Genomic DNA, 19705 nt, shown 5'->3' with positions numbered 1-19705 from the left:
CATGATGAGTTATAAAGAAATTGTTGCCGTGTTGTTTTTTAGTTTGGTTACAATTCCTTTTTTTTCTCAAGAAAATATAGTCGTAGCCGATAGCATTGCGGAGGACGAAAAGAAACTGAATTTAAAGATAGATATCGCCAGCCGATACCTTTGGCGTGGACAATGTTGGGGCGGCGATTATGTTGCGATTCAACCTTCTATTGAATATGCCGTTACACCAAAACTGACATTGGGTTTTTGGGCTACTACCAATTTCAAAAGCGACTATTTTTATCCCGATGCTGTTTCGGCTTACAAAGGATATCAAGAGATTGATTTTTATTTGACTTATCAAATCAATGATTTTTTGCAATTCCAACTTTGGGATTATTATTGGCCATCGGTTAGTAGGGTAGAAGGTGTTGATAACGGATTTTTCAATTACGGAAGCGATGGTTCGAAAACGGTTGACGCGATGCTGTATTTAGATTTTTCGGAAGGTTATAAATATCCCTTCAACGCCACGATAAGTACTTTGGTAGCCGGAAATGACTTCCGATATGATAGCAATGGTGAAAATCCAAAACAAAATTTCACAACTTATCTTGAATTAGGCTACACTTTTGCTTTCTTTGAAAATGCAACTTCAAAAGTGTTACAAAATATTGAGATTTCGCCCGTTGTTGGTGCAGTTTTAAATAACAAAGCAGCATATTATACTTATGCCGATTATGATAAAGTTTCTTTCACAAATATAGGTGTAACTGCTTCTAAAGAATTTGATTTAAACCACGGTATTTCGATGCCAATTGCTTTGAATTACACACACAATGGCGCTTCAAAAAACACCGAGCTTTTCGGGAAAAATTTCTGGGTAATAACGCTAAGTTTTAGTTACTGAACTGGTTCACCATAAAGGTCAAACTCAGTAGCATCAATGATTTTTACATTGACAAATTCTCCGGTTTTAACGTAGAAATTCGCAGCGTCAATCAACACTTCGTTGTCTACATCAGGACTGTCAAATTCAGTTCTTCCGATGAAATACTGACCTTCTTTTCGGTCAATAATACATTTGAAAGTTTGCCCGATTTTTTCTTGGTTTAAGTCCCAAGAAATTTGCGATTGTAAATCCATTATTTCCATAGCACGCGCTTGCTTTACTTCATCCGGAACATCATCCTCCAAGGAATAAGCATGCGTATTTTCTTCGTGAGAATATGCAAAACAACCCAATCTTTCAAATTTCATTTCTTGAACCCAATCTCTCATGATTTCAAAATCTTCCTGAGTTTCTCCCGGATAACCTACGATTAAAGTCGTTCTGATGGTCATTCCCGGAACAGCTTCTCGGAATTCTTTTAGCAATTTGGTGGTTTTTTCTTTTGTCGTTCCTCTTCGCATAGATTTCAAAATATTATCTGAAATGTGTTGCAACGGAATATCGATATAATTACAGATTTTTGGTTCGCGTTTCATCAAATCCAAAACATCCATTGGGAAACCGGTTGGGAAAGCATAGTGTAAACGAATCCATTCGATGCCTTCTACTTTTACTAAATTTTCAAGCAATTCAGCTAAGTTTCTTTTTTTGTATAAATCTAAACCGTAGTACGTTAAATCTTGAGCGATAAGAATCAATTCCTTTACGCCGTTTTTAGCCAAACCTTCAGCTTCTTTGACTAGTTTTTCAATGGATTGCGAAACGTGCTTGCCACGCATAATCGGAATGGCACAAAAGCTGCACGGTCTATCACAACCTTCAGCAATTTTTAAATAAGCATAGTTTTTTGGCGTGGTGGTTAAACGTTCGCCAAGTAACTCATGTTTGTAATCTGCACCTAAAGCTTTTAATAATAAGGGTAATTCTGTGGTGCCGAAATATTGGTCAACATTCGGAATTTCTTTCTCTAAATCGGGACGGTATCTTTCAGAAAGACAACCGGTAACAAAAACTTTGTCTACTAAGCCTCTTTCTTTTTTATCGGCATATTCAAGAATCGTATTTACTGATTCTGCTTTGGCATTATCAATAAAACCGCAGGTGTTAATCACCACAATGTTTCCTTCTTGTTCATGTACTACCTCTTTGCCACTGGCTTTTAATTGCCCCATTAAAACCTCACTATCGTAAGTGTTTTTAGAACATCCAAGGGTAATGACATTGATTTTGTTTTTCTTTAAAGACTTAGTTCTCATAGATTTAATTCCGATTATTGGGAAAGCGTGCAAAATTACGGTTTTATTTCTAATTAGCCTGTTGACTTTCAAAAATAAAAAAACCATCTCGTTATTGAGATGGTTTGGGTTTGTAGTAGATGCGGATTAGAAATTCACAGAATAACTAACCGTTACATTATTGTTGTATCTGCTGATTCTCGCCGGATCTGTCATGCCCGAAGAGACAAAAGCTTGATTGCTATTTCTGTGGTCATAAGAGTAAGCTAAATCTAATCGGCTTTCGCCAAAATTATAACCAATTCCACCGGTATATCCGGTTAAGTCACCAAAAGCTTGGTCTACTTTATAAGGACTTTCTTCAAATCGATAGCCTGCTCTTAAACTCACTTGTTTGATTTTGAATTCGCCACCAACACGAACCTCAATAGCATTGTCTAACGCATTGTTCATAAAATTGTTGATGCCCATATAACTTGGATCGTTTTTAGGTTTTATTCTTGTAGCGCTGTAATCTTTGCTGGAAACATCAACACTTAATAATCCTTTTTTGCCAAAAATATATGCCAAACTGCCAGTCCATTTTCCGGGAGTTTGAACCGTGTAAGGTAAATACACTATAGGATCTTGAAATGAAAAAGGGAATTCATTACCGTCTTGATTGTTTAGACTACGTGTTCTAACTCCTTGTTGTAATTCGTCGGTTAATCTGAACCACGTTGGCGATTCATACGCGAGACCGATACGAACACTTTCTATAGGTTTTACAATTGCCCCTAAGTTGAATGAAAATCCGGAACCAGTTGTCCAAAGTCTGTTTTCAAAAAGAATTTCTGAAATGGTTGAACCGGTATCATAAAGCGGATTGTCATTGCTTTCATATACAGAAGACAACTTTTCAATGTTTACGAAATGGAAATTCAAATTTCCGCCAAGGAAAATAATATCTTTATAAGAAGCAGAAAAGTTACCGGATAGTTTACCATTATAACCAGTAGTAAAAACTTGGTTTTCTTGGTAATAGTTTCCACCAGTCGGAATGTTAGTGTAATAAGAATTGTTGTTAGGGACATTATTGGTCGGCTCAAAAATATAAGTGTCATAACCTAAATAAGCCTGTTGCTCATAAAAATTTAAATCATAATAACTGAAATCATTTAGCACACTAGTTGGAATGCCTTGAGCAATGTTTACAAAATAATTTCCTATAGAGTTATATGGATTGGTTCCTGCAGATAATACGCTATTGTTAAAGTTATTAGCGTTTTCATAATTTAAACCAATGGCAATTTTTTTCCAATCACTTTTGCTGTCAGCACCATTTTTAAAAATAAAAATAGCACCAGCTTGATTGATGTCTAGAGTACTATCCGTGTCATTGGTTGAAGTGCCAAAATAGCGAGATTTATTTTTGGCATTGTAAACAGAACCGGAAATCGTAGCAAAGTTATTGTTAAAAAAAATTGAACCTGCCGGATTAACATTAATGGCTGATAAATCACCACCAACGGCTCCAAAGGCACCACTCATCCCTCTGAATCTGGCAGTTCCGGTAAGATTGTCAACGGCTAGACGTATAACGTCATCCGGTGTGGTTTCTTGAGCTTGAACATTGGAAAATGACATTCCAATGCATAATAATAGTAAGTACTTTTTCATAGTATTTTTAATTTTTGTTCAAAAAAAACCTATGCAATAGTTTAACAAAGCATAGGTAAATAATAAATTAGTGAATTATCTTCTTCCGCCGCCGCCGGATCTTCCACCGCCGTAACTTCCGCCACCGCCTCCAGAGGAACGACCACCGCCATAGTTGCTTGGGCTTGAAGAACGTGTAGGGGCAGATTCAGTTCTCACATTTCCTCTTGGTTGAGAGGTGTTTGTGTTTGGTCTAGGTGAAGTGTTATTGTAATTTCTTGGAGTAGAAGAATTATTTCTCGTTGGAGTGGAATTAGAATTGTTTCGAGTAGGATTAAAGGTGGAATTCCTGGTATTGATAGAGTTGTTTCCTCTTACACCATAATTAGACGCATTTCTGACACCATATCTTGAATTGTTAGTTCTGTTTCCAACTCCAAATGAAGAGCCTCTTCTTCCTCCATTGTGATAGTGATAATAATTGTTGTAGTAACCACCATACCAATTGTTGTAACCATAATAGCCGCCATACCAAGGGCTATACCAACCGCCCCAGCCAACATTCCAACCCGGACCGTACCAATTGTTCCAACCCCAACCCCATGATGGTCCCCAGTTGCTCCAACCCCAGTAATTGCCGTACCAGTAATTGTTCCAGTAGCCGTAACCCCAGCTGTTGTCATAAACATTAACGGTTACTGACTGTGGGTTACTTCCCCAACTTGCGTTGTTGTTATAGTTTTGGGTATTGTTTGCTGTTGAGTCGTTACTTACAGAAGTATAGTTTTCAACATTTGTAAATGTTTCCGACTCTTTATTCAGGTCGCTAAAGTATTCTTGGTATTTATTGCTTTGAGAATTGTCATTTGACACAGTTTCTCGTCTCTTAGTTTCTGAACTTCCATAAACTCCATCAGAATCGTAATAAGAACTGTTTTGGTAGGAGCCACATGAGGTAATTGTAATTGCCACAATCCCTAAGAGGTAAAATAGGGGCAATCTTCGACTAAATAAATAATAAGTTTTCATATCTATAGCATTTTTATTGTTGGACTATACAAAAATAGTTAGTTTTGTCGAACTATTTAGTTAAAAAAAGTTAAACAATTTTTATGCCAAATTATTCAATATGAGTAAGAACCTAACAAAAAGAGAAGAAGATTATTCCAAATGGTATAACGAACTGGTCGTCAAAGCTGATTTAGCTGAGAATTCAGGGGTTAGAGGTTGTATGGTGATCAAACCATACGGCTATGCTATTTGGGAAAAAATGCAAGCAGAATTAGACAGAATGTTTAAAGAAACAGGTCATAGTAATGCCTATTTTCCTCTTTTTGTACCCAAAAGCATGTTTGAGGCTGAAGAAAAGAATGCAGAAGGTTTTGCCAAGGAATGTGCTATCGTAACACACTACCGATTAAAAAACGATCCTGATAAACCGGGGAAATTAATGGTTGATCCCAATGCTAAATTGGAAGAAGAACTAATTGTTCGTCCAACCAGTGAAGCCATTATTTGGTCTACATATAAAAATTGGGTTCAATCTTATAGAGATTTACCTTTGTTAATCAACCAATGGGCGAATGTCGTTCGTTGGGAAATGAGAACCAGATTATTCTTGAGAACTGCAGAGTTTTTATGGCAAGAAGGACATACTGCGCATGCCACCAAACTAGAAGCTATTGAAGAGTCTGAAAAGATGATGCATGTCTATGCGGATTTTGCTGAAAACTTTATGGCTATTCCGGTTATCAAAGGGTTAAAAACGGAAACTGAACGCTTTGCGGGTGCGGAAGAAACTTATTGTATAGAAGCTTTAATGCAAGACGGAAAAGCTTTGCAAGCGGGTACTTCCCATTTCTTAGGGCAAAATTTTGCCAAAGCTTTTGATGTAAAGTTTGCCAACCAAGAAGGAAAGCAAGAACATGTTTGGGGTACATCATGGGGTGTTTCTACGCGTTTGATGGGTGCGTTGGTTATGACACATTCCGATGACAATGGATTAGTGTTACCTCCAAATTTGGCTCCAATACAAGTGGTTATCGTTCCGATTTTCAAAACAGATGAAGAGTTTGATAATATCTCAGATGTTGCTAATGATTTGGTAGCTCAATTCAGAAAATTAGGCATTTCCGTGAAGTTTGACAATAGAACGACTCAAAAACCGGGTTTCAAATTTGCTGAATGGGAATTGAAAGGTGTGCCAGTGAGGATTGCTATTGGGCCAAAAGATTTAGAAAACGGAACTTTCGAAATTGCTCGACGTGATACTTTGACTAAAGAAGTAGTCGATAAAGAAGGTGCTGTCAATTATATTACGGACTTGTTGGAGCAAATTCAGAAAGATTTATTCAATCGTGCATTGGATTTTAGAAATACGCATATTACTGAAGTAAATTCTTTTGAAGAGTTTAAAGAAGTTTTAGAAAGCAAGACCGGTTTTATCTCTGCCCATTGGGACGGAACTCCGGAAACGGAAGAAAAAATCAAGGATTTGACCAAAGCAACCATACGTTGTATTCCTTTAGATCAAAAAAAGGAAGAAGGAACTTGTGTTTTTTCCGGAAACAAATCCACTGGTAGAGTGCTCTTTGCAAAAGCATATTAATAAAAATCAGAAAAAAAATAGTTGCGCTCTTGTGTGATTGAAAAATAATTGTATTTTTGCAACCGCAATTTTAAGCAAAGTTGGCCCGTTCGTCTATCGGTTAGGACGCATGGTTTTCATCCATGTAAGAGGGGTTCGATTCCCCTACGGGCTACAGATTAGTTGTAAATTAGTTTTATAGAACAAGAGTTCAGTGTCTCGAATTGTTGTTTTATTAGTTAAAACCAAAGTGATTATGTTTAATTGTGGGAGGTTTTTCTTTTTTAACTAAATATTTTATTATTAATTACAATTAAATTACAAGAAAATGGCAAATCACAAGTCAGCTTTAAAAAGAATCAGAAGCAACGAAAAGAAAAGAGTGTTGAACAGATACCAACACAAAACAACTCGTAACGCAATCAAAGCGTTAAGATTGGCTACAGATAAATCAGATGCTTCTGCTAAATTGTCTGCTGTTATTTCTATGATTGACAAATTGGCTAAGAAAAATATCATTCATGATAACAAAGCAGCTAATTTAAAATCTAAATTAACTAAACACGTTTCTAAGTTATAATCTAACTTATTGTAAGCTTATAAAAAAAAGTCCCGATAACTCGGGACTTTTTATTTTATATTAATCTGGAATCTAAAATCCGGGTTTTAAAATCTCGAGCATTTCTTTAGTTATAGGCTTTGAAAGAAAGTCAATCACCATAGGGTAACTTTTTGCTTTTACTACATCTTGAGGGTCAATTGTAGACGATAGCACAATAAACTTAGCTTCTTTAAATACATCCTGATAATCATTTTGAAGGTAGTTGTCTAAAAACTCCCAACCATTCATTATAGGCATGTTTAAGTCTAAAAATATCAATTTTGGATAGGATACGTTCACATCGAGTTTGTATTCCGGAGCCAATTTATTAAAGTAGTCAATGGCCTCTTCGCCGTTTTTGGCAGTCAGTACTTCATTGGCAAAAGCAACTCTTTCAATGACTTTTTTACAAAGCATCAAAGTTATGGCATCATCGTCTACACAAAGTATTTTTTCGAGCATTTGAAAGGATTAATTATTCTTAAATGTTATGGTAAAGGTTGTTCCTTTACCTACTGTGCTTATTACGTTTATTGTTCCGCCCATGGCTTCTACTTGTGATTTTACTAAATACAATCCCAATCCTTTACTGTCAGGGTGATCGTGGAATCTTTGGTACAAACCAAAAATTTTATCCTTATTTCTAACCAAATCAATTCCGATTCCATTGTCTTTAAACGTAAGGATTAAATCATCATCTACTACTTTTGAGGAGATGTTTACTCTTAATTGTTTGCCTTCGCTTCTGTATTTTATAGCGTTCGTCAGTAAATTTAAAAAAATACTTTCTAAATAAGATTTATTAATATTTAAAATAGTCACCTCTTCTAAATCTATTTTCAATATAGGCTTGTGCAATCCTATCAAAAAGCTCAATTGATTAAAGACATTTTCAAATATTTCCTTAATTAATACTTTCTCTTTTTGGATTGACGGGTTGTCTTTGATAATAACAACTTTAACCAAATCATTGATAGTTTCATTTAATAAATGAGTAGACTTGGAGAAGCCGTCAATGATTTCTTTTAATTCCGGGTTTTCAATTGGCATATCTTCCACCAAATTTAACAAACCGGTTAAATTAGATAAAGGTGCTCTTAGGTTGTGCGAAGTGATATAAGAGAATTGTTTTAAGTCTTTATTGTTTTGTGTTAATTCACGAATCAGTTGCTCTCTTTCTTTTACTTTGTTCTTTTCTTCAGTAACATCTCTTTGAATCGATATCCAGTGGGAGTGTTCCCCATCTTTGTTAGTTACCGGAATCATAGAAAAGTTAATCCAAAACTCTTCCCCATTTTTTTTATAGCTAATGGTTTCAATAAAACATTCTTTATAGTCTTGGATGGCTGTTTTTAGTCTGTCAAATTCTAAAATGTCAGATTTCGAACCAAAGAACATTACCGGAGATTTCCCAATCACTTCATTGGCTTTGTAGCCAGTCATATCGGTAAAAGCCGAATTGACAAAGATGATATTCGGAATTACTTCACTAGAAGTGTCGATATCCGTAATCATTACAGCATCTTTACTTTGTGTAATTACCGTTTCGAGCAATCTCAATCGTTGTTCTTCTTCTTTTTGTTTGGTAATATCCTGAATGGCTCCAATCATTCTGATAGGTTTGCCTTCTTTGTCTTTTACTAAAAAACCCCTGTCAAAAACATATCTATAAGTACCATCCGCACATTGAAAACGGTATTCGTCTTGCCATTTCTCTGTTTTTTGTTCCAAAAAGGAATAGAGTTTTACAGACATCTTTAAACTGTCTTCGGGGTGAATTCTTTCAAACCACCATTTTGAAGTTTTGCCTATTTCTTCTTTTTTATACCCAAATACACCTTGAATTCCTTTATTCCATAAAAAACTATCATCTTCAATTTTCCAATCCCAAATGGTGTCACTCGTCGCTTTGGCAACGATATCATAACGTTCGTTGGATTCAATGATTTCATTATTGGTAATCTGTAGTTTCTCAAAAACAGATTTGTTATTTTGGGAATTTTGATTGAGAATGACATTTAAAATGATTCCCGAGATAGCAATAAAAATAAAGTCCCGAATGTAAAAGTATATGGAGGAATCAGGAGAAGTTTTGATATAATCTAAAAAAAATTGATGACCGAGTACAGCCACCAGCATTAAAATAAGGACGTACGCTAATGTTATTTTAGTAGAATTATTTTTCATTACTCCAAATATATAGATTTTCAAATAAGTTTTAAAATTTAGCTAAAAACTTATTAAGTATTTTATAAACTTTATGCTCAATTTTAATAAAGTGTAAACTAATTTGTTATTGGTTTTTTATATAAAAATAAAGTGTACCTTTGCACCCACAAAAAAGCACACATGGAATCTATTAGAAACATTGCAATTATTGCTCACGTTGACCACGGAAAAACGACTTTGGTTGACAAAATTATGTATCACTGTCAGTTATTTCGCGAAAATGAGAACACAGGTGATTTAATTCTTGACAACAATGACTTAGAACGTGAAAGAGGAATTACGATTACTTCTAAGAACGTTTCGGTTGTATATAAAGGAACTAAAATCAACATTATTGATACTCCTGGTCACGCCGATTTTGGTGGAGAAGTAGAAAGAGTATTGAACATGGCTGACGGAGTTTGTCTTTTAGTAGATGCTTTCGAAGGACCAATGCCACAAACGCGTTTTGTGTTGCAAAAAGCCATCGACTTAGGATTAAAGCCTTGTGTGGTTATTAATAAAGTAGATAAAGAAAACTGTACTCCGGAAGAAGTACACGAAAAAGTATTCGACTTAATGTTCGAATTAGGCGCAGAAGAATGGCAGTTGGATTTTCCAACCGTTTATGGTTCAGCCAAAAATAACTGGATGTCTGACCACTGGGAAAACCAAACGTCAAACATCGAGCCTTTATTAGATATGGTTGTTGAGCATGTACCAGCGCCAAAAGTATCTGAAGGAACACCTCAAATGTTAATTACTTCGTTAGATTTCTCTGCTTTTACAGGACGTATTGCTATCGGTCGTTTAGAAAGAGGTATCTTAAAAGAAGGAATGCCCATTTCTTTGGTAAAAAGAGATGGTACTGTTACAAAATCTAGAATTAAAGAATTACATACTTTTGAAGGTCTTGGACGTAAAAAAGTAACAGAAGTAATTGCCGGAGATATATGTGCTATTGTTGGTGTTGAAGGTTTTGAAATTGGTGATACTATTTCTGATTTTGAAAATCCAGAAGGGTTAGCTTCTATTGCTATCGATGAGCCAACAATGAGTATGTTGTTTACCATTAATGACTCTCCTTTCTTTGGTAAAGAAGGTAAGTTTGTAACATCACGTCACATTAGAGATCGTCTGACTAAAGAGTTAGAGAAAAACCTAGCGATGAAATTGGGTGAAACCGATTCAGCGGATAAATTTATGGTTTTTGGTCGTGGAGTACTTCACTTATCGGTTTTGATCGAAACCATGAGAAGAGAAGGGTATGAATTGCAAATTGGTCAACCACAAGTTATCATCAAAGAAATTGATGGTGTAAAATGTGAACCAATTGAGGAATTAACTATCGATTTACCAGAGCATTTATCAGGTAGAGCTGTTGAGTTCGTTACTATGCGTAAAGGTGAAATGCTGAGTATGGAAACTAAAGGGGAACGTATGATTGTTAAATTTAATATTCCATCTCGTGGAATTATTGGATTGCGTAATCAATTGCTTACTGCTACTGCTGGTGAGGCGATTATGGCACACCGTTTTATAGGATACGAACCTTTCAAAGGAGAAATTGCCGGACGTAACAAAGGTTCATTAATTTCTATGGAAAAAGGAAAAGCCATTCCGTATTCTATCGATAAATTACAAGATCGTGGTAAGTTTTTTGTTGAACCAAATGCCGAAATTTACGAAGGTCAGGTAATCGGAGAAAACTCACGTGGTGATGATATGAGTGTAAACGTAACTAAAGAGAAAAAACAATCTAACGTTCGTTCTTCTGGAAATGATGAAAAAGCCAGAATTATTCCACCGATTATTTTCTCATTGGAAGAAGCTTTAGAGTACATCCAAAAAGATGAATATGTTGAGGTAACACCTAAATCGATTCGTTTGAGAAAAATCTATTTGAATGAGAACGACAGAAAACGTTTTAAAATATAATGAATAGCGACATGATTTATCGTGTCGAATTTTAAAAAAGAAAAACCTTTCAGAAATGAAAGGTTTTTTTATGCTCAAAATTTCGGGTTCCAAAACTATTATTCAAAAAATAGTACTTTTGTGTAAAGAAGACATTGCTTTTTTCAAATCTAAAAAATCGATATGCCAAAAATTAAACTCATTGGTAAACTACTTTTTGCTTTTACTTTTCTAGGCTTAACCAATGTCAATGCGCAATATGATGTTGATTCCTTAAAAACGATTATTGCCAATCCCAAACTTCATGATACGACTAAGTTGGCTACTCTTTCAATAGTAATTAATAATACTATAGAGGATAAAGAGTTGAAGCAGTATATTGATTTGTTGGGTGAAATTTCAAAAAAAAATCTGCAAAAAAAAATCAAAGACGAGGATTTGCATAGAAAGTATACCAGTTATTTGGCTTCCTATTACCATAGTCTAAGTGCACGCTACGAATTAGATAAAGAGCAACAATTAAAATATATTAACCAGTCAATACAATTGTACAATTCTATAAAAATGTACGATGAAGCCAGCTATGCACTGGTTAGTAAAGGCGTATTGTTGGATAGAAGAAACGAAAGTTTAAAAGCTATAGACTGTTATTATAAAGCATTAAAATATTTTGAATTTCAAAAAGACAAAAGTTACGAAGGGATTTCATATGTATATTCTAAGTTAGGCTATACGTTTGGGAAAATAAAAAATAACCCTATGTCAATAAAATATTTTAAAAAGGCAATCTACTTTATTGATAAAATTGCTACTGATAACCACATACAGTATCAAGAGCAAAAAAGTTTATTGTATATCAATATAGGCTCGGTGTATCTGGAAATGAAAGATTACAAAAATGCCGGTGCTAATTTTGATCTCGGAATTGAATTGTCGAAGAAAAACAATGGACATTTTAATACCAGTATAGCCTTGTCAAAGTTAGCGGTGATTGATATGCATTTTAACCGTTTAGACGAAGCAGAACAAAAACTCTTAAAGGCAAAATTATTGTCACCAAGTCCGGTGACGACATCTTATTCGTTGGTAAATTTGGGTAAAGTATATTTTAAAAAGAAAAACTATGAGGAAGCCCAAAAAAACCTTACAGAAGGATTAAAGTTAAGCAAATTTCTTAGAAATATTGATTTGCAACAGCAATCATACGAATTACTATACCAAATTAATAAGCTAAAAGGCAATTACAAAGAGTCGACAGCAATGCTCGAGTTATTCATTAAAATGTCGGACTCAACCAAAGAAGAAGGTGTTAAGAATGAGTTGAAGCAACAACAAATGAAACATGAGTATCAAAAGAAAGAGTTCCTTTATAAAATCGCTACAGAAAGAAAAAACGCCGTTAAAAACAATTGGCTCATAGGACTTGCAGCCGTTCTTTTAATACTACTTATAGCCTCTTATTTTTTATACCGAAACTACAAACAAAAGCAAGCCATTGCCCATTTTGAAAAGAACGAACTCAACCGGAAATTGTTGTTAAGTCAGATGAATCCCCATTTTATTTTTAATTCCATAGATAATATTCAGAGTCTGATTTACAACAAACAAGACGCAGCAGCCGTCAATTATTTAACCAAATTCTCCAAATTAACCCGACAGATTCTTGAAAATTCTAACGAAAGTTACATCACTTTAAGTGAAGAATTGGCTATGATTGACAACTATTTGGTGATTCAGCAACTGTTGTACAATAACAAATTCGATTTCCATATTAACGTTGATGATTCTATTGATACTGAGAACATTTTATTACCGCCGATGTTGACACAACCCTTCATAGAAAATGCCATCAAACACGGCTTAAAAAACACGACTGAGAAAGGTCAAATCAATATCAATTTTGAGTTTGCTAACGAAAAACTGTTTTTTGAGATAATCGATAATGGTGTCGGTTTTACAGCGAATGAAACCGTCAATAAAAAGTCATTGGCGATGAAAATCACCAAAGAAAGACTAATCAATATCTCCAAAAAAAGTGATTTTGAAGTCCAAACAGAGAATAGGCTAGACGACAAAAAAAATGTCATCGGTGCCAAAGTGTTTTTCGAGATTCCTTATATTTACGATAATTAAATCCGCCTATGTTACGAGCCGTTGTCATTGATGATATTGATGCTATCCGAATAAAAAATATCGATATTATAAAATCGAATTGTCCTAATATTGCGATAATCGGTCAGGCGAATAGTGTAGAAAGCGGTGTGAGTTTGATTAAACAAATCGTTCCGGATATTGTTTTTTTAGATGTAGAAATGCCAGACGGCACCGGTTTCGATTTACTTCAAAAGCTAAAGCCAATCAATTTTAAAGTCATTTTTATTACCGGTTATGAAGATTTTGCCATCAGGGCTTTTCGTTTTAGCGCCATTGATTATTTGCTAAAACCTTTGGATCCCAATGATTTAATTGAAGCGGTAAACAAAGCCGAAGAATCACTTAGCAAAGACGTATTGGAACTCAAATTAAACACTTTATTCTCCAATTTAGAACGTCCAAAAAACCTGCAAAAATTGGTTTTAAAAACCGCAGAGAAGATCTATTCGGTCAATATCCAAGACATCGTGAATTGTGAATCGGATAAAAATTACACCACTTTTTACTTTATCAATGCTCCAAAATTGGTCGTTTCTACCACTTTAAAAGAATACGAAACGCTACTCAAACCGTTTCATTTTTTCAGAGCGCATCAGTCGCATTTAATCAACATGCTTTATTTTGATCACTTCATCAAAACTGATGGTGGCAATACCATTGTGATGAAAAACAAAAACAAAATTCCACTCGCCATCCGTAAAAAAGAAGAATTTTTGGCACTGATTGACACCCTTTAGTCTTATCGCTTAAAACGAATTTCACCACATAGTCTGCAAACTTTCACGTACGACTACCGAATGTTCATTTGCCAAATTTGAGGATTTTTTAAGTTTTACTTTTGATTTGTAAATCGTAAAGAATTAATAACCAACTAAATTAGAAACAAATGAAAAAGATAGTTTTACTACTCGCAATTTTAATCGGTCATTCTGTAAGTGCTCAAATAAAAGTAAAAGTAAACGATAAATTGGTCACAGAAGGCACTTCGTTCAAAGCTGAAGACATCTCAAAAATGGAACTGGCTTTCGATAAACCCAAAAAACTAAGTTACTATGGACTAGGCCGACTTTATTTTTGGGTAGAAATTCTGAAAGAAAGTGGCAACTCGTATGAAGATTACCGCATTGCTGTTGATGGCGCTAATGCTATAGAAGCGTTTCTTATGGATGTAAACGATTTTAAAACATTTTATGCCGATGGTAAAGTTCCTTTTACCTTTAAAATCAGAAGTTCGAGTAAACAATTAAGCCTTCCTGAACTTTTTTTACTTGCAGGTCGTTGGGCTGACCAAAAAACACTTAAAATTAGAGTTTCGTTATTCTTTAGAGATAAGGTTGGATATGAAAAATATGGGGATGCGGTTGAATTGGTAAAACCATTGACAATCAATGTTGACAATGCTTATTTCTATGCACAAGGGCAAAAAGAAAAAGAGGCTGAAAAAGTAGCAGCCGATACTAAGAAAGCTGAAGACGCCAAAAAAGCCGAAGAACAAAAGAAAGCAGCCGAAGAAGAAGAGAAAAAAGGCAAAGGCAAAAAAGTGCTCAAGAAAGTATTGGGCTGGTAATTTTAACCATTTAAAACTAGAAATATGAAGAAAACAATCTTAGTGATTACAGCAACAACGGCATTATTTTTTGCCTCATGCGCCGACAAAACAAACAAGACAGAAGGCGAAGCGACATCAGTCGAAAGCACTCAAGCTGAACAGGAGAAAGCCGCCGAACCTGAAGAAGCCTCCATCGTAGGCACTTGGAAACTGTCTGATATCGATTTAGGAATGGAAGCGCCAAAAGGCAAAGAGCAAGCCTTAGAAGACATGAAAAAGAAAATGATTGCCGAAACCGTGTATACTTTCAATGCAGACGGAACGATGACTTTCAAAAATCCAATGGTTCCGGAAACGCCGGCAACTTATACACAGGAAGATTCTAAAATTATTATTACAGACAATAAAACCAAAAAAGCGGAAACCATCAGTGTAGAAGAATTAACGGCTGAAAAACTGGTTTTGTCCAGCGAACAAGGCGGTAGAAAAGCTGTAATGACTTTTTCAAAATAAGTAAAAGGTTTAATTCAATTCAAAACCATCGGCGCAAGTTGGTGGTTTTTTTATTATACAAAGCAGGCAAAAAATAACTTTCATAACCTAAATAATAGTAATTGATGATTAACTTATTTTAGCAATGGATGCCATTTGGATTGTTTCTTAATGACTAATAAAGAAATGCCATAGCGATGAAAGACAAAAAATTAGTTCCGTTTTGACATCCACAAAAAAAAGAGTTTTGGAACTAATTGACACTCTTTAGTCTTATCGCTTAAAACGAATTTCCCGCAATAGTCTGCAAACTTTAATGTAAGGATATCGAATGTTCATTTACCTTATGGTGCTTTTTTTTAATCTTTAGTTTTATGGTCTGTATTATAATACAACATTTAAAACTGAATAAAAATGAAAGCGATTATTATCCATCATCTTCACCAAAAAATTGCAATAGCCTTACTTGTTAGTGCTCTTTTTTTTTCAACAACAATTTTAGGACAGTGTACTAATGGAACGGGAACTGTTTCAGCCTTTACACCCAATTACTCGGGGAATATTGAAACCATTCAAAGTATTAGTGCGGGTCACTTTGCCAAGGTAAATATACTACCCAATAAGTATTATACTTTTGTGTCTTCTCTTCAAAATCAACAATCCAATGGTTATACAGGCTTTATTACCATTACTAATGAAGACGGTTCTTTGGTTTTAGCGAATGGTTATGGGAGTTCACCTCTATTTTGGCAATCCAATTCAGATACAGGTGTTATTCGATATTATATTCACGGTTCTTCTAATTGTACTACTTCAGTGGCACAATATAATTATTCTATTGTAAGTTATAATTCTCTTTGTTCTGCGCCAACAAATTTGACTACCACTAATATCACTAACAGCAGTGCGACTCTAAATTGGACACCACCTGCTTCGCCGCCGGGGAATGGTTATCAATATTATATCAGTCAGAACAGTACTCCGCCGCTTAATACCGATTCAACACCTCCAACAGGTTACTCATTAACTAATAGTAAAGTTATTAATAACCTCAATCAAAATACCACTTACCGTTGGTGGGTTCGATCTAGTTGCGGAACCCAAAATAGTATTTGGGTATATTATGGTGCTTTTACTACCGCTGCAACCATTTGTAACCAACCTTCTAATTTGTCAATAAGTGCCATAACAGGAAATTCTGCATTATTGTCATGGACAGCTCCTTCACCAACTCCTTCGGATGGCTATCAATATTATTTTAATACTACCGGCACCACACCAATCACTCAATTTGATACTGATAATACTAGTGTTACCTTGAATAACTTGCAACCTAGTACGACCTATTATTATTGGGTAAAGTCTGTTTGCGGTTTTAATATATTTAGTCCTTGGCTTTTTGGAGGCTCTTTTACTACTTTGAACGGACAGTTTTGTAATGTTGCAGAGTATGGATTATATCCTACCGCGACATTTACACCTACTTGTACAGGAACAGCAGAAAATATTGCTATTGATGCCTATTCGGGCGAATATAGTAATGTGGCCATTAATGCTAATACTAATTATACTTTCTCAAGTTCTGTTGCTACCGATTATATTACACTGACGAGTCAAGATGGAAGCACACTCTTAACAAATGGAACAACACCTTTGTCGTGGAATTCAGGAACCAACTCAGGAATTATACGTTATTATTTTCATAAAAGCGTTGCTTGTGATAGCGAAAACATTGAACGAACCCGTTCTATAACTTGTAACAGTACGGCAAGTTGTCTTCCGCCTTCTAATTTATTGAGTTTTAATGTAGGCAGTTCAAGTGCTTCTATCAGTTGGACGGCTTCTGCATCCAATCCATCATTATACGATGTTTATTTCAGCACTTCAAATACTACTCCTAATGCGGCGACAATACCCAACGGAAGTGTAGGTACAACGGCAGCAACATTAAGTAGTTTATCCGTATCAACTACTTATTATTTTGGGGTAAGGTCTAACTGTAATCCATTGGTTAGCTCATGGGTTTCCGGCGGAAGTTTTACGACAACGGCTGCTACGTGTAACGTGCCTTCCAATATTACAAAGACAAATATTACGAGTAGTGCAGCTCAAATTAATTGGACGGCTGCATCGCCAACACCAAGCAATGGTTATCAGTTTTACTATAGTACCATTAATACAGCACCAATAGTTTCAACAACACCATCAGGAAATGCTACAGCTAATAGTACGAATCTCTCTGGCTTAGTTGCTGCAACAACCTATTACATTTGGTTGCGTTCCAATTGTGGTGCATCACAAAGTGTTTGGGTTTCCGGAGGTAGCTTTACCACACTTGCCGCGACTTGCAATCCGCCATCAAGTTTGACCAGTAGCGGAATTACAAGTAGTACGGCACAAATTAGTTGGACAGCAGCATCGCCAGCTCCAACGCAATACGATGTTTATTTTAGTACTTCAAGTACAACTCCCACTGCAGCAACAACTCCGGTTGGAAGCATAACCGGCGTTGCTGCTAATATAATTGACTTAACGGCCGGCACAACCTATTATTTTTGGGTACGTTCCAATTGTGGTTCATCAAACAGCGCATGGGTTTATGGAGGTAGTTTCACTACAATAGCTCAAGGTGCTTGTATTGATGCCTTATACGGACAATATCCAGAACAACAATTCACTCCAAATTGCACCGGAAGTTTTCAAACGATTGTTACAGACGCTTATGCCGGAGAATTCTCTTTTGTAGATGTTTATCCTAACAGAACCTATACTTTTAGCAGTTCGGTTGCAACAGATTTTATTACCATTGGTGATGGAAATCAAACAATGGTTTACACGAGCGGAATCACACCACTGACCTGGAATTCGGGATCTATTACTGACGTGGTTAGGTTTTATCTGCATACAAACTCAAGCTGTGGTTCTCAAAATGTAAATAGAATAAGATCAGTGAAATGTTCGAACACTTTAGAGGTAGAGGATAATCAAATGGAAAGCTTGTTGTTGTTTCCCAATCCAACCACAAACTTACTACATGTTACTTATAGTACTATAATTGATAGTGTGTTTGTATACAATGTTTTAGGTCAGTTGGTTGCAAAACAAAACATTCAAGCTAAGACAGGAATCATCAATTTATCGGAAGTCTCTGCAGGTACTTATTTTGTTAAAGTGTTATCCGGTGAGAATTTAAAAACCCTCAAAGTCATCAAAGAATAACAATAATTTCTATAAACCAAAAGAAAACCCTTTCAGTCTCGAAGCTTCGGGAGAGAGGGTTTTTTATTTATTTCATCAGTTCGCTTTGCTCGTGTGGAGCTATTTCCCGCTTTCCGCGCTACATGGTAGCCAGCTGCAATCGGGGCTAGGGTTTAGTGTTAAGTCACAATTTTTAGTCCACATTTTCACTCACAGCTTTAAAAAATCTGTATAAATCAGTCTAATCTGTGTCATCCGTGTTCCCAAAAGGAAGTCAGGCAGTTTTCTATTTCCTCAACAAGAACTCCAACGGAATAGGCAATCGTTCTGCCCAAGCTTCCTCCGAATGATTTTTTCCTGGAAAGAATTTGGTCAGCCAGTTGTCAGAGGTAAATCCTTTTTCAATCATAACAGCATCTGCTTTCTCTTGCAACGGCAGATACAAAGCATCCAAAGTCTGGTCGCCATAATCAAAGTAAATTCTGTTCGTTTTAGGATTCGGAAGATTTTTTCTCAAGTAAGTATAAAAAGCCTCCGGAATCGGATTGTTTTCAACGGCAAAAATACCCGGCCAATGGGTTGAAATACAAGCTGCCGCACCAAAAACATCGGGATATTCACAAATTGCATACATCGAAATCAAACCGCCCATACTTGAACCGGCAATGAACGTATTGTCTTTATCTGTTAAGGTAGAAAAATTGAGGTCAATAAAAGGTTTCAATTCTGTCACCAAAAATTTCAAATACAAATCGGAGTAAGGTTTGAAAACCGCTTTAGTTCTTCCTGCTTTTTGCAATTGAGCTGTGATAGTATCTCTTTGCACTGGTGTCAAACTTTCGTAAGGCTTTTGCGGAAAGTATTCCGGATGTCTTTTCTCGGGGATATTCCAAATACCAACAACAATGAATTTCTTGACTTTGCTTTCTGCATTTAATTTGCCCGCAACTTCATCTACTTCCCAAGCTTGCTGGTTCCAAGTGGTTTCGGCGTCAAACAACATTTGACCGTCGTGCATATACAGTACAGCGTACTTTTCGTTCTCTGAATAATCATTGGGCAACCAAACATCCACATTTCGATCGTCCACAAATTGGGATTTGAAACTTTCAAACCGTTGTACTTTTCCTTTGGATACTTTGATGTTTTGCGCATTGGTAACCAAGCTTAAGAGTATAAAAAATAAGAAGGTCAATTTCATAAG

The 19705-nt window shown here is 35.7% G+C and carries 15 protein-coding genes and 1 tRNA gene; 10 read left to right on the top strand and 6 right to left on the bottom strand.

From position 1 onward, the window contains the following. Nucleotides 1–4: 4 nt before the first annotated feature. Nucleotides 5–880, top strand: coding sequence for a TorF family putative porin (locus B3C16_RS16290; RefSeq protein ID WP_291133381.1), 876 nt, complete (start codon nt 5–7; stop codon nt 878–880). Here the strand turns inward: B3C16_RS16290 and rimO are convergent. The 3 genes from rimO to B3C16_RS16275 form a co-directional block, all read right to left on the bottom strand. Then, the gene (rimO, locus tag B3C16_RS16285; RefSeq protein WP_291133379.1) at nt 874–2178 is read right to left on the bottom strand and encodes a 30S ribosomal protein S12 methylthiotransferase RimO; all 1305 of its coding nucleotides are present in this window, start codon (nt 2176–2178) and stop codon (nt 874–876) included. The genes B3C16_RS16290 and rimO overlap by 7 nt on opposite strands. Nucleotides 2179–2304: 126 nt before the next feature. After that, the gene (locus B3C16_RS16280) at nt 2305–3816 is read right to left on the bottom strand and encodes an OmpP1/FadL family transporter (RefSeq protein ID WP_121313033.1); all 1512 of its coding nucleotides are present in this window, start codon (nt 3814–3816) and stop codon (nt 2305–2307) included. A 75-nt stretch (nt 3817–3891) separates the two neighbouring features. Beyond that, entirely contained in the window at nt 3892–4824 is a 933-nt protein-coding gene (locus B3C16_RS16275; RefSeq protein ID WP_291133377.1) for a hypothetical protein, read from the bottom strand. Between the two features lie 100 nt (nt 4825–4924). On the opposite strand from B3C16_RS16275, the gene proS reads away from it, so the two are divergent. The 3 genes from proS to rpsT all read left to right on the top strand — a co-directional run bounded on the left by proS (nt 4925) and on the right by rpsT (nt 6962). Then, nucleotides 4925–6403 (top strand): proline--tRNA ligase, encoded by a 1479-nt coding sequence (gene proS / locus B3C16_RS16270; RefSeq protein ID WP_291133375.1) that lies wholly within the window; start codon nt 4925–4927, stop codon nt 6401–6403. Between the two features lie 82 nt (nt 6404–6485). Then, nucleotides 6486–6557 (top strand) — tRNA-Glu (locus tag B3C16_RS16265). Between the two features lie 153 nt (nt 6558–6710). Continuing rightward, nucleotides 6711–6962 carry a 30S ribosomal protein S20 gene (gene rpsT, locus B3C16_RS16260; protein ID WP_121313036.1) on the top strand — a complete coding sequence of 84 codons (252 nt, stop codon included), beginning with the start codon at nt 6711–6713 and terminating at the stop codon, nt 6960–6962. A gap of 72 nt (nt 6963–7034) precedes the next feature. Here rpsT and B3C16_RS16255 read toward each other — a convergent pair whose 3' ends face one another. Beyond that, on the bottom strand, nt 7035–7445 hold the full coding sequence (locus tag B3C16_RS16255) for a response regulator (protein WP_121313037.1): 411 nt from the start codon (nt 7443–7445) through the stop codon (nt 7035–7037). 9 nt (nt 7446–7454) lie between these two features. Beyond that, on the bottom strand, nt 7455–9170 hold the full coding sequence (locus tag B3C16_RS16250) for a PAS domain-containing sensor histidine kinase (protein WP_121313038.1): 1716 nt from the start codon (nt 9168–9170) through the stop codon (nt 7455–7457). A gap of 162 nt (nt 9171–9332) precedes the next feature. On the opposite strand from B3C16_RS16250, the gene typA reads away from it, so the two are divergent. From typA to B3C16_RS16220, 6 genes are all read left to right on the top strand, one after another. Beyond that, nucleotides 9333–11129, top strand: a complete 1797-nt coding sequence (gene typA, locus B3C16_RS16245) for a translational GTPase TypA (protein ID WP_121313039.1) — start codon at nt 9333–9335, stop codon at nt 11127–11129. A 162-nt stretch (nt 11130–11291) separates the two neighbouring features. Beyond that, complete coding sequence (locus B3C16_RS16240) at nt 11292–13241, top strand: tetratricopeptide repeat-containing sensor histidine kinase (protein WP_291133370.1); 1950 nt, start codon at nt 11292–11294, stop codon at nt 13239–13241. 8 nt (nt 13242–13249) lie between these two features. After that, the gene (locus B3C16_RS16235; protein ID WP_291133368.1) at nt 13250–13999 is read left to right on the top strand and encodes a LytR/AlgR family response regulator transcription factor; all 750 of its coding nucleotides are present in this window, start codon (nt 13250–13252) and stop codon (nt 13997–13999) included. Nucleotides 14000–14148: 149 nt separating this feature from the next. Then, nucleotides 14149–14829: a hypothetical protein gene (locus tag B3C16_RS16230; RefSeq protein ID WP_291133367.1), complete on the top strand. Its 681-nt coding sequence runs from the start codon at nt 14149–14151 to the stop codon at nt 14827–14829. A gap of 24 nt (nt 14830–14853) precedes the next feature. Then, a complete protein-coding gene (locus tag B3C16_RS16225; RefSeq protein ID WP_291133365.1) occupies nt 14854–15324 on the top strand; it encodes a lipocalin family protein in 471 nt (156 codons plus the stop codon). Between the two features lie 393 nt (nt 15325–15717). Beyond that, nucleotides 15718–18522, top strand: coding sequence for a fibronectin type III domain-containing protein (locus B3C16_RS16220; RefSeq protein ID WP_291133363.1), 2805 nt, complete (start codon nt 15718–15720; stop codon nt 18520–18522). 265 nt (nt 18523–18787) lie between these two features. Here B3C16_RS16220 and B3C16_RS16215 read toward each other — a convergent pair whose 3' ends face one another. Then, the gene (locus B3C16_RS16215; RefSeq protein ID WP_291133361.1) at nt 18788–19702 is read right to left on the bottom strand and encodes an alpha/beta hydrolase; all 915 of its coding nucleotides are present in this window, start codon (nt 19700–19702) and stop codon (nt 18788–18790) included. Between the last annotated feature and the right edge of the window lie 3 nt (nt 19703–19705).

The sequence above is a fragment of the Flavobacterium sp. UBA7682 genome (assembly GCF_002482945.1).
In the GTDB taxonomy this organism is placed as follows: Bacteria; Bacteroidota; Bacteroidia; order Flavobacteriales; family Flavobacteriaceae; genus Flavobacterium.
Note: the sequence above shows the minus strand (reverse complement) of the source record. Positions and strands in the feature narration are given on the sequence as shown.

Coding starts and splice junctions, on each gene's coding strand:
- rpsT (WP_121313036.1), top strand. CDS start 6,711: ATGGCAAATCACAAGTCAGCTTTAAAAAGAATCAGAAGCAACGAAAAG.
- B3C16_RS16290 (WP_291133381.1), top strand. CDS start 5: ATGAGTTATAAAGAAATTGTTGCCGTGTTGTTTTTTAGTTTGGTTACA.
- B3C16_RS16250 (WP_121313038.1), bottom strand. CDS start 9,170: ATGAAAAATAATTCTACTAAAATAACATTAGCGTACGTCCTTATTTTA.
- typA (WP_121313039.1), top strand. CDS start 9,333: ATGGAATCTATTAGAAACATTGCAATTATTGCTCACGTTGACCACGGA.
- B3C16_RS16240 (WP_291133370.1), top strand. CDS start 11,292: ATGCCAAAAATTAAACTCATTGGTAAACTACTTTTTGCTTTTACTTTT.
- B3C16_RS16215 (WP_291133361.1), bottom strand. CDS start 19,702: ATGAAATTGACCTTCTTATTTTTTATACTCTTAAGCTTGGTTACCAAT.
- B3C16_RS16280 (WP_121313033.1), bottom strand. CDS start 3,816: ATGAAAAAGTACTTACTATTATTATGCATTGGAATGTCATTTTCCAAT.
- B3C16_RS16255 (WP_121313037.1), bottom strand. CDS start 7,445: ATGCTCGAAAAAATACTTTGTGTAGACGATGATGCCATAACTTTGATG.
- B3C16_RS16220 (WP_291133363.1), top strand. CDS start 15,718: ATGAAAGCGATTATTATCCATCATCTTCACCAAAAAATTGCAATAGCC.
- B3C16_RS16235 (WP_291133368.1), top strand. CDS start 13,250: ATGTTACGAGCCGTTGTCATTGATGATATTGATGCTATCCGAATAAAA.
- rimO (WP_291133379.1), bottom strand. CDS start 2,178: ATGAGAACTAAGTCTTTAAAGAAAAACAAAATCAATGTCATTACCCTT.
- proS (WP_291133375.1), top strand. CDS start 4,925: ATGAGTAAGAACCTAACAAAAAGAGAAGAAGATTATTCCAAATGGTAT.
- B3C16_RS16225 (WP_291133365.1), top strand. CDS start 14,854: ATGAAGAAAACAATCTTAGTGATTACAGCAACAACGGCATTATTTTTT.
- B3C16_RS16230 (WP_291133367.1), top strand. CDS start 14,149: ATGAAAAAGATAGTTTTACTACTCGCAATTTTAATCGGTCATTCTGTA.
- B3C16_RS16275 (WP_291133377.1), bottom strand. CDS start 4,824: ATGAAAACTTATTATTTATTTAGTCGAAGATTGCCCCTATTTTACCTC.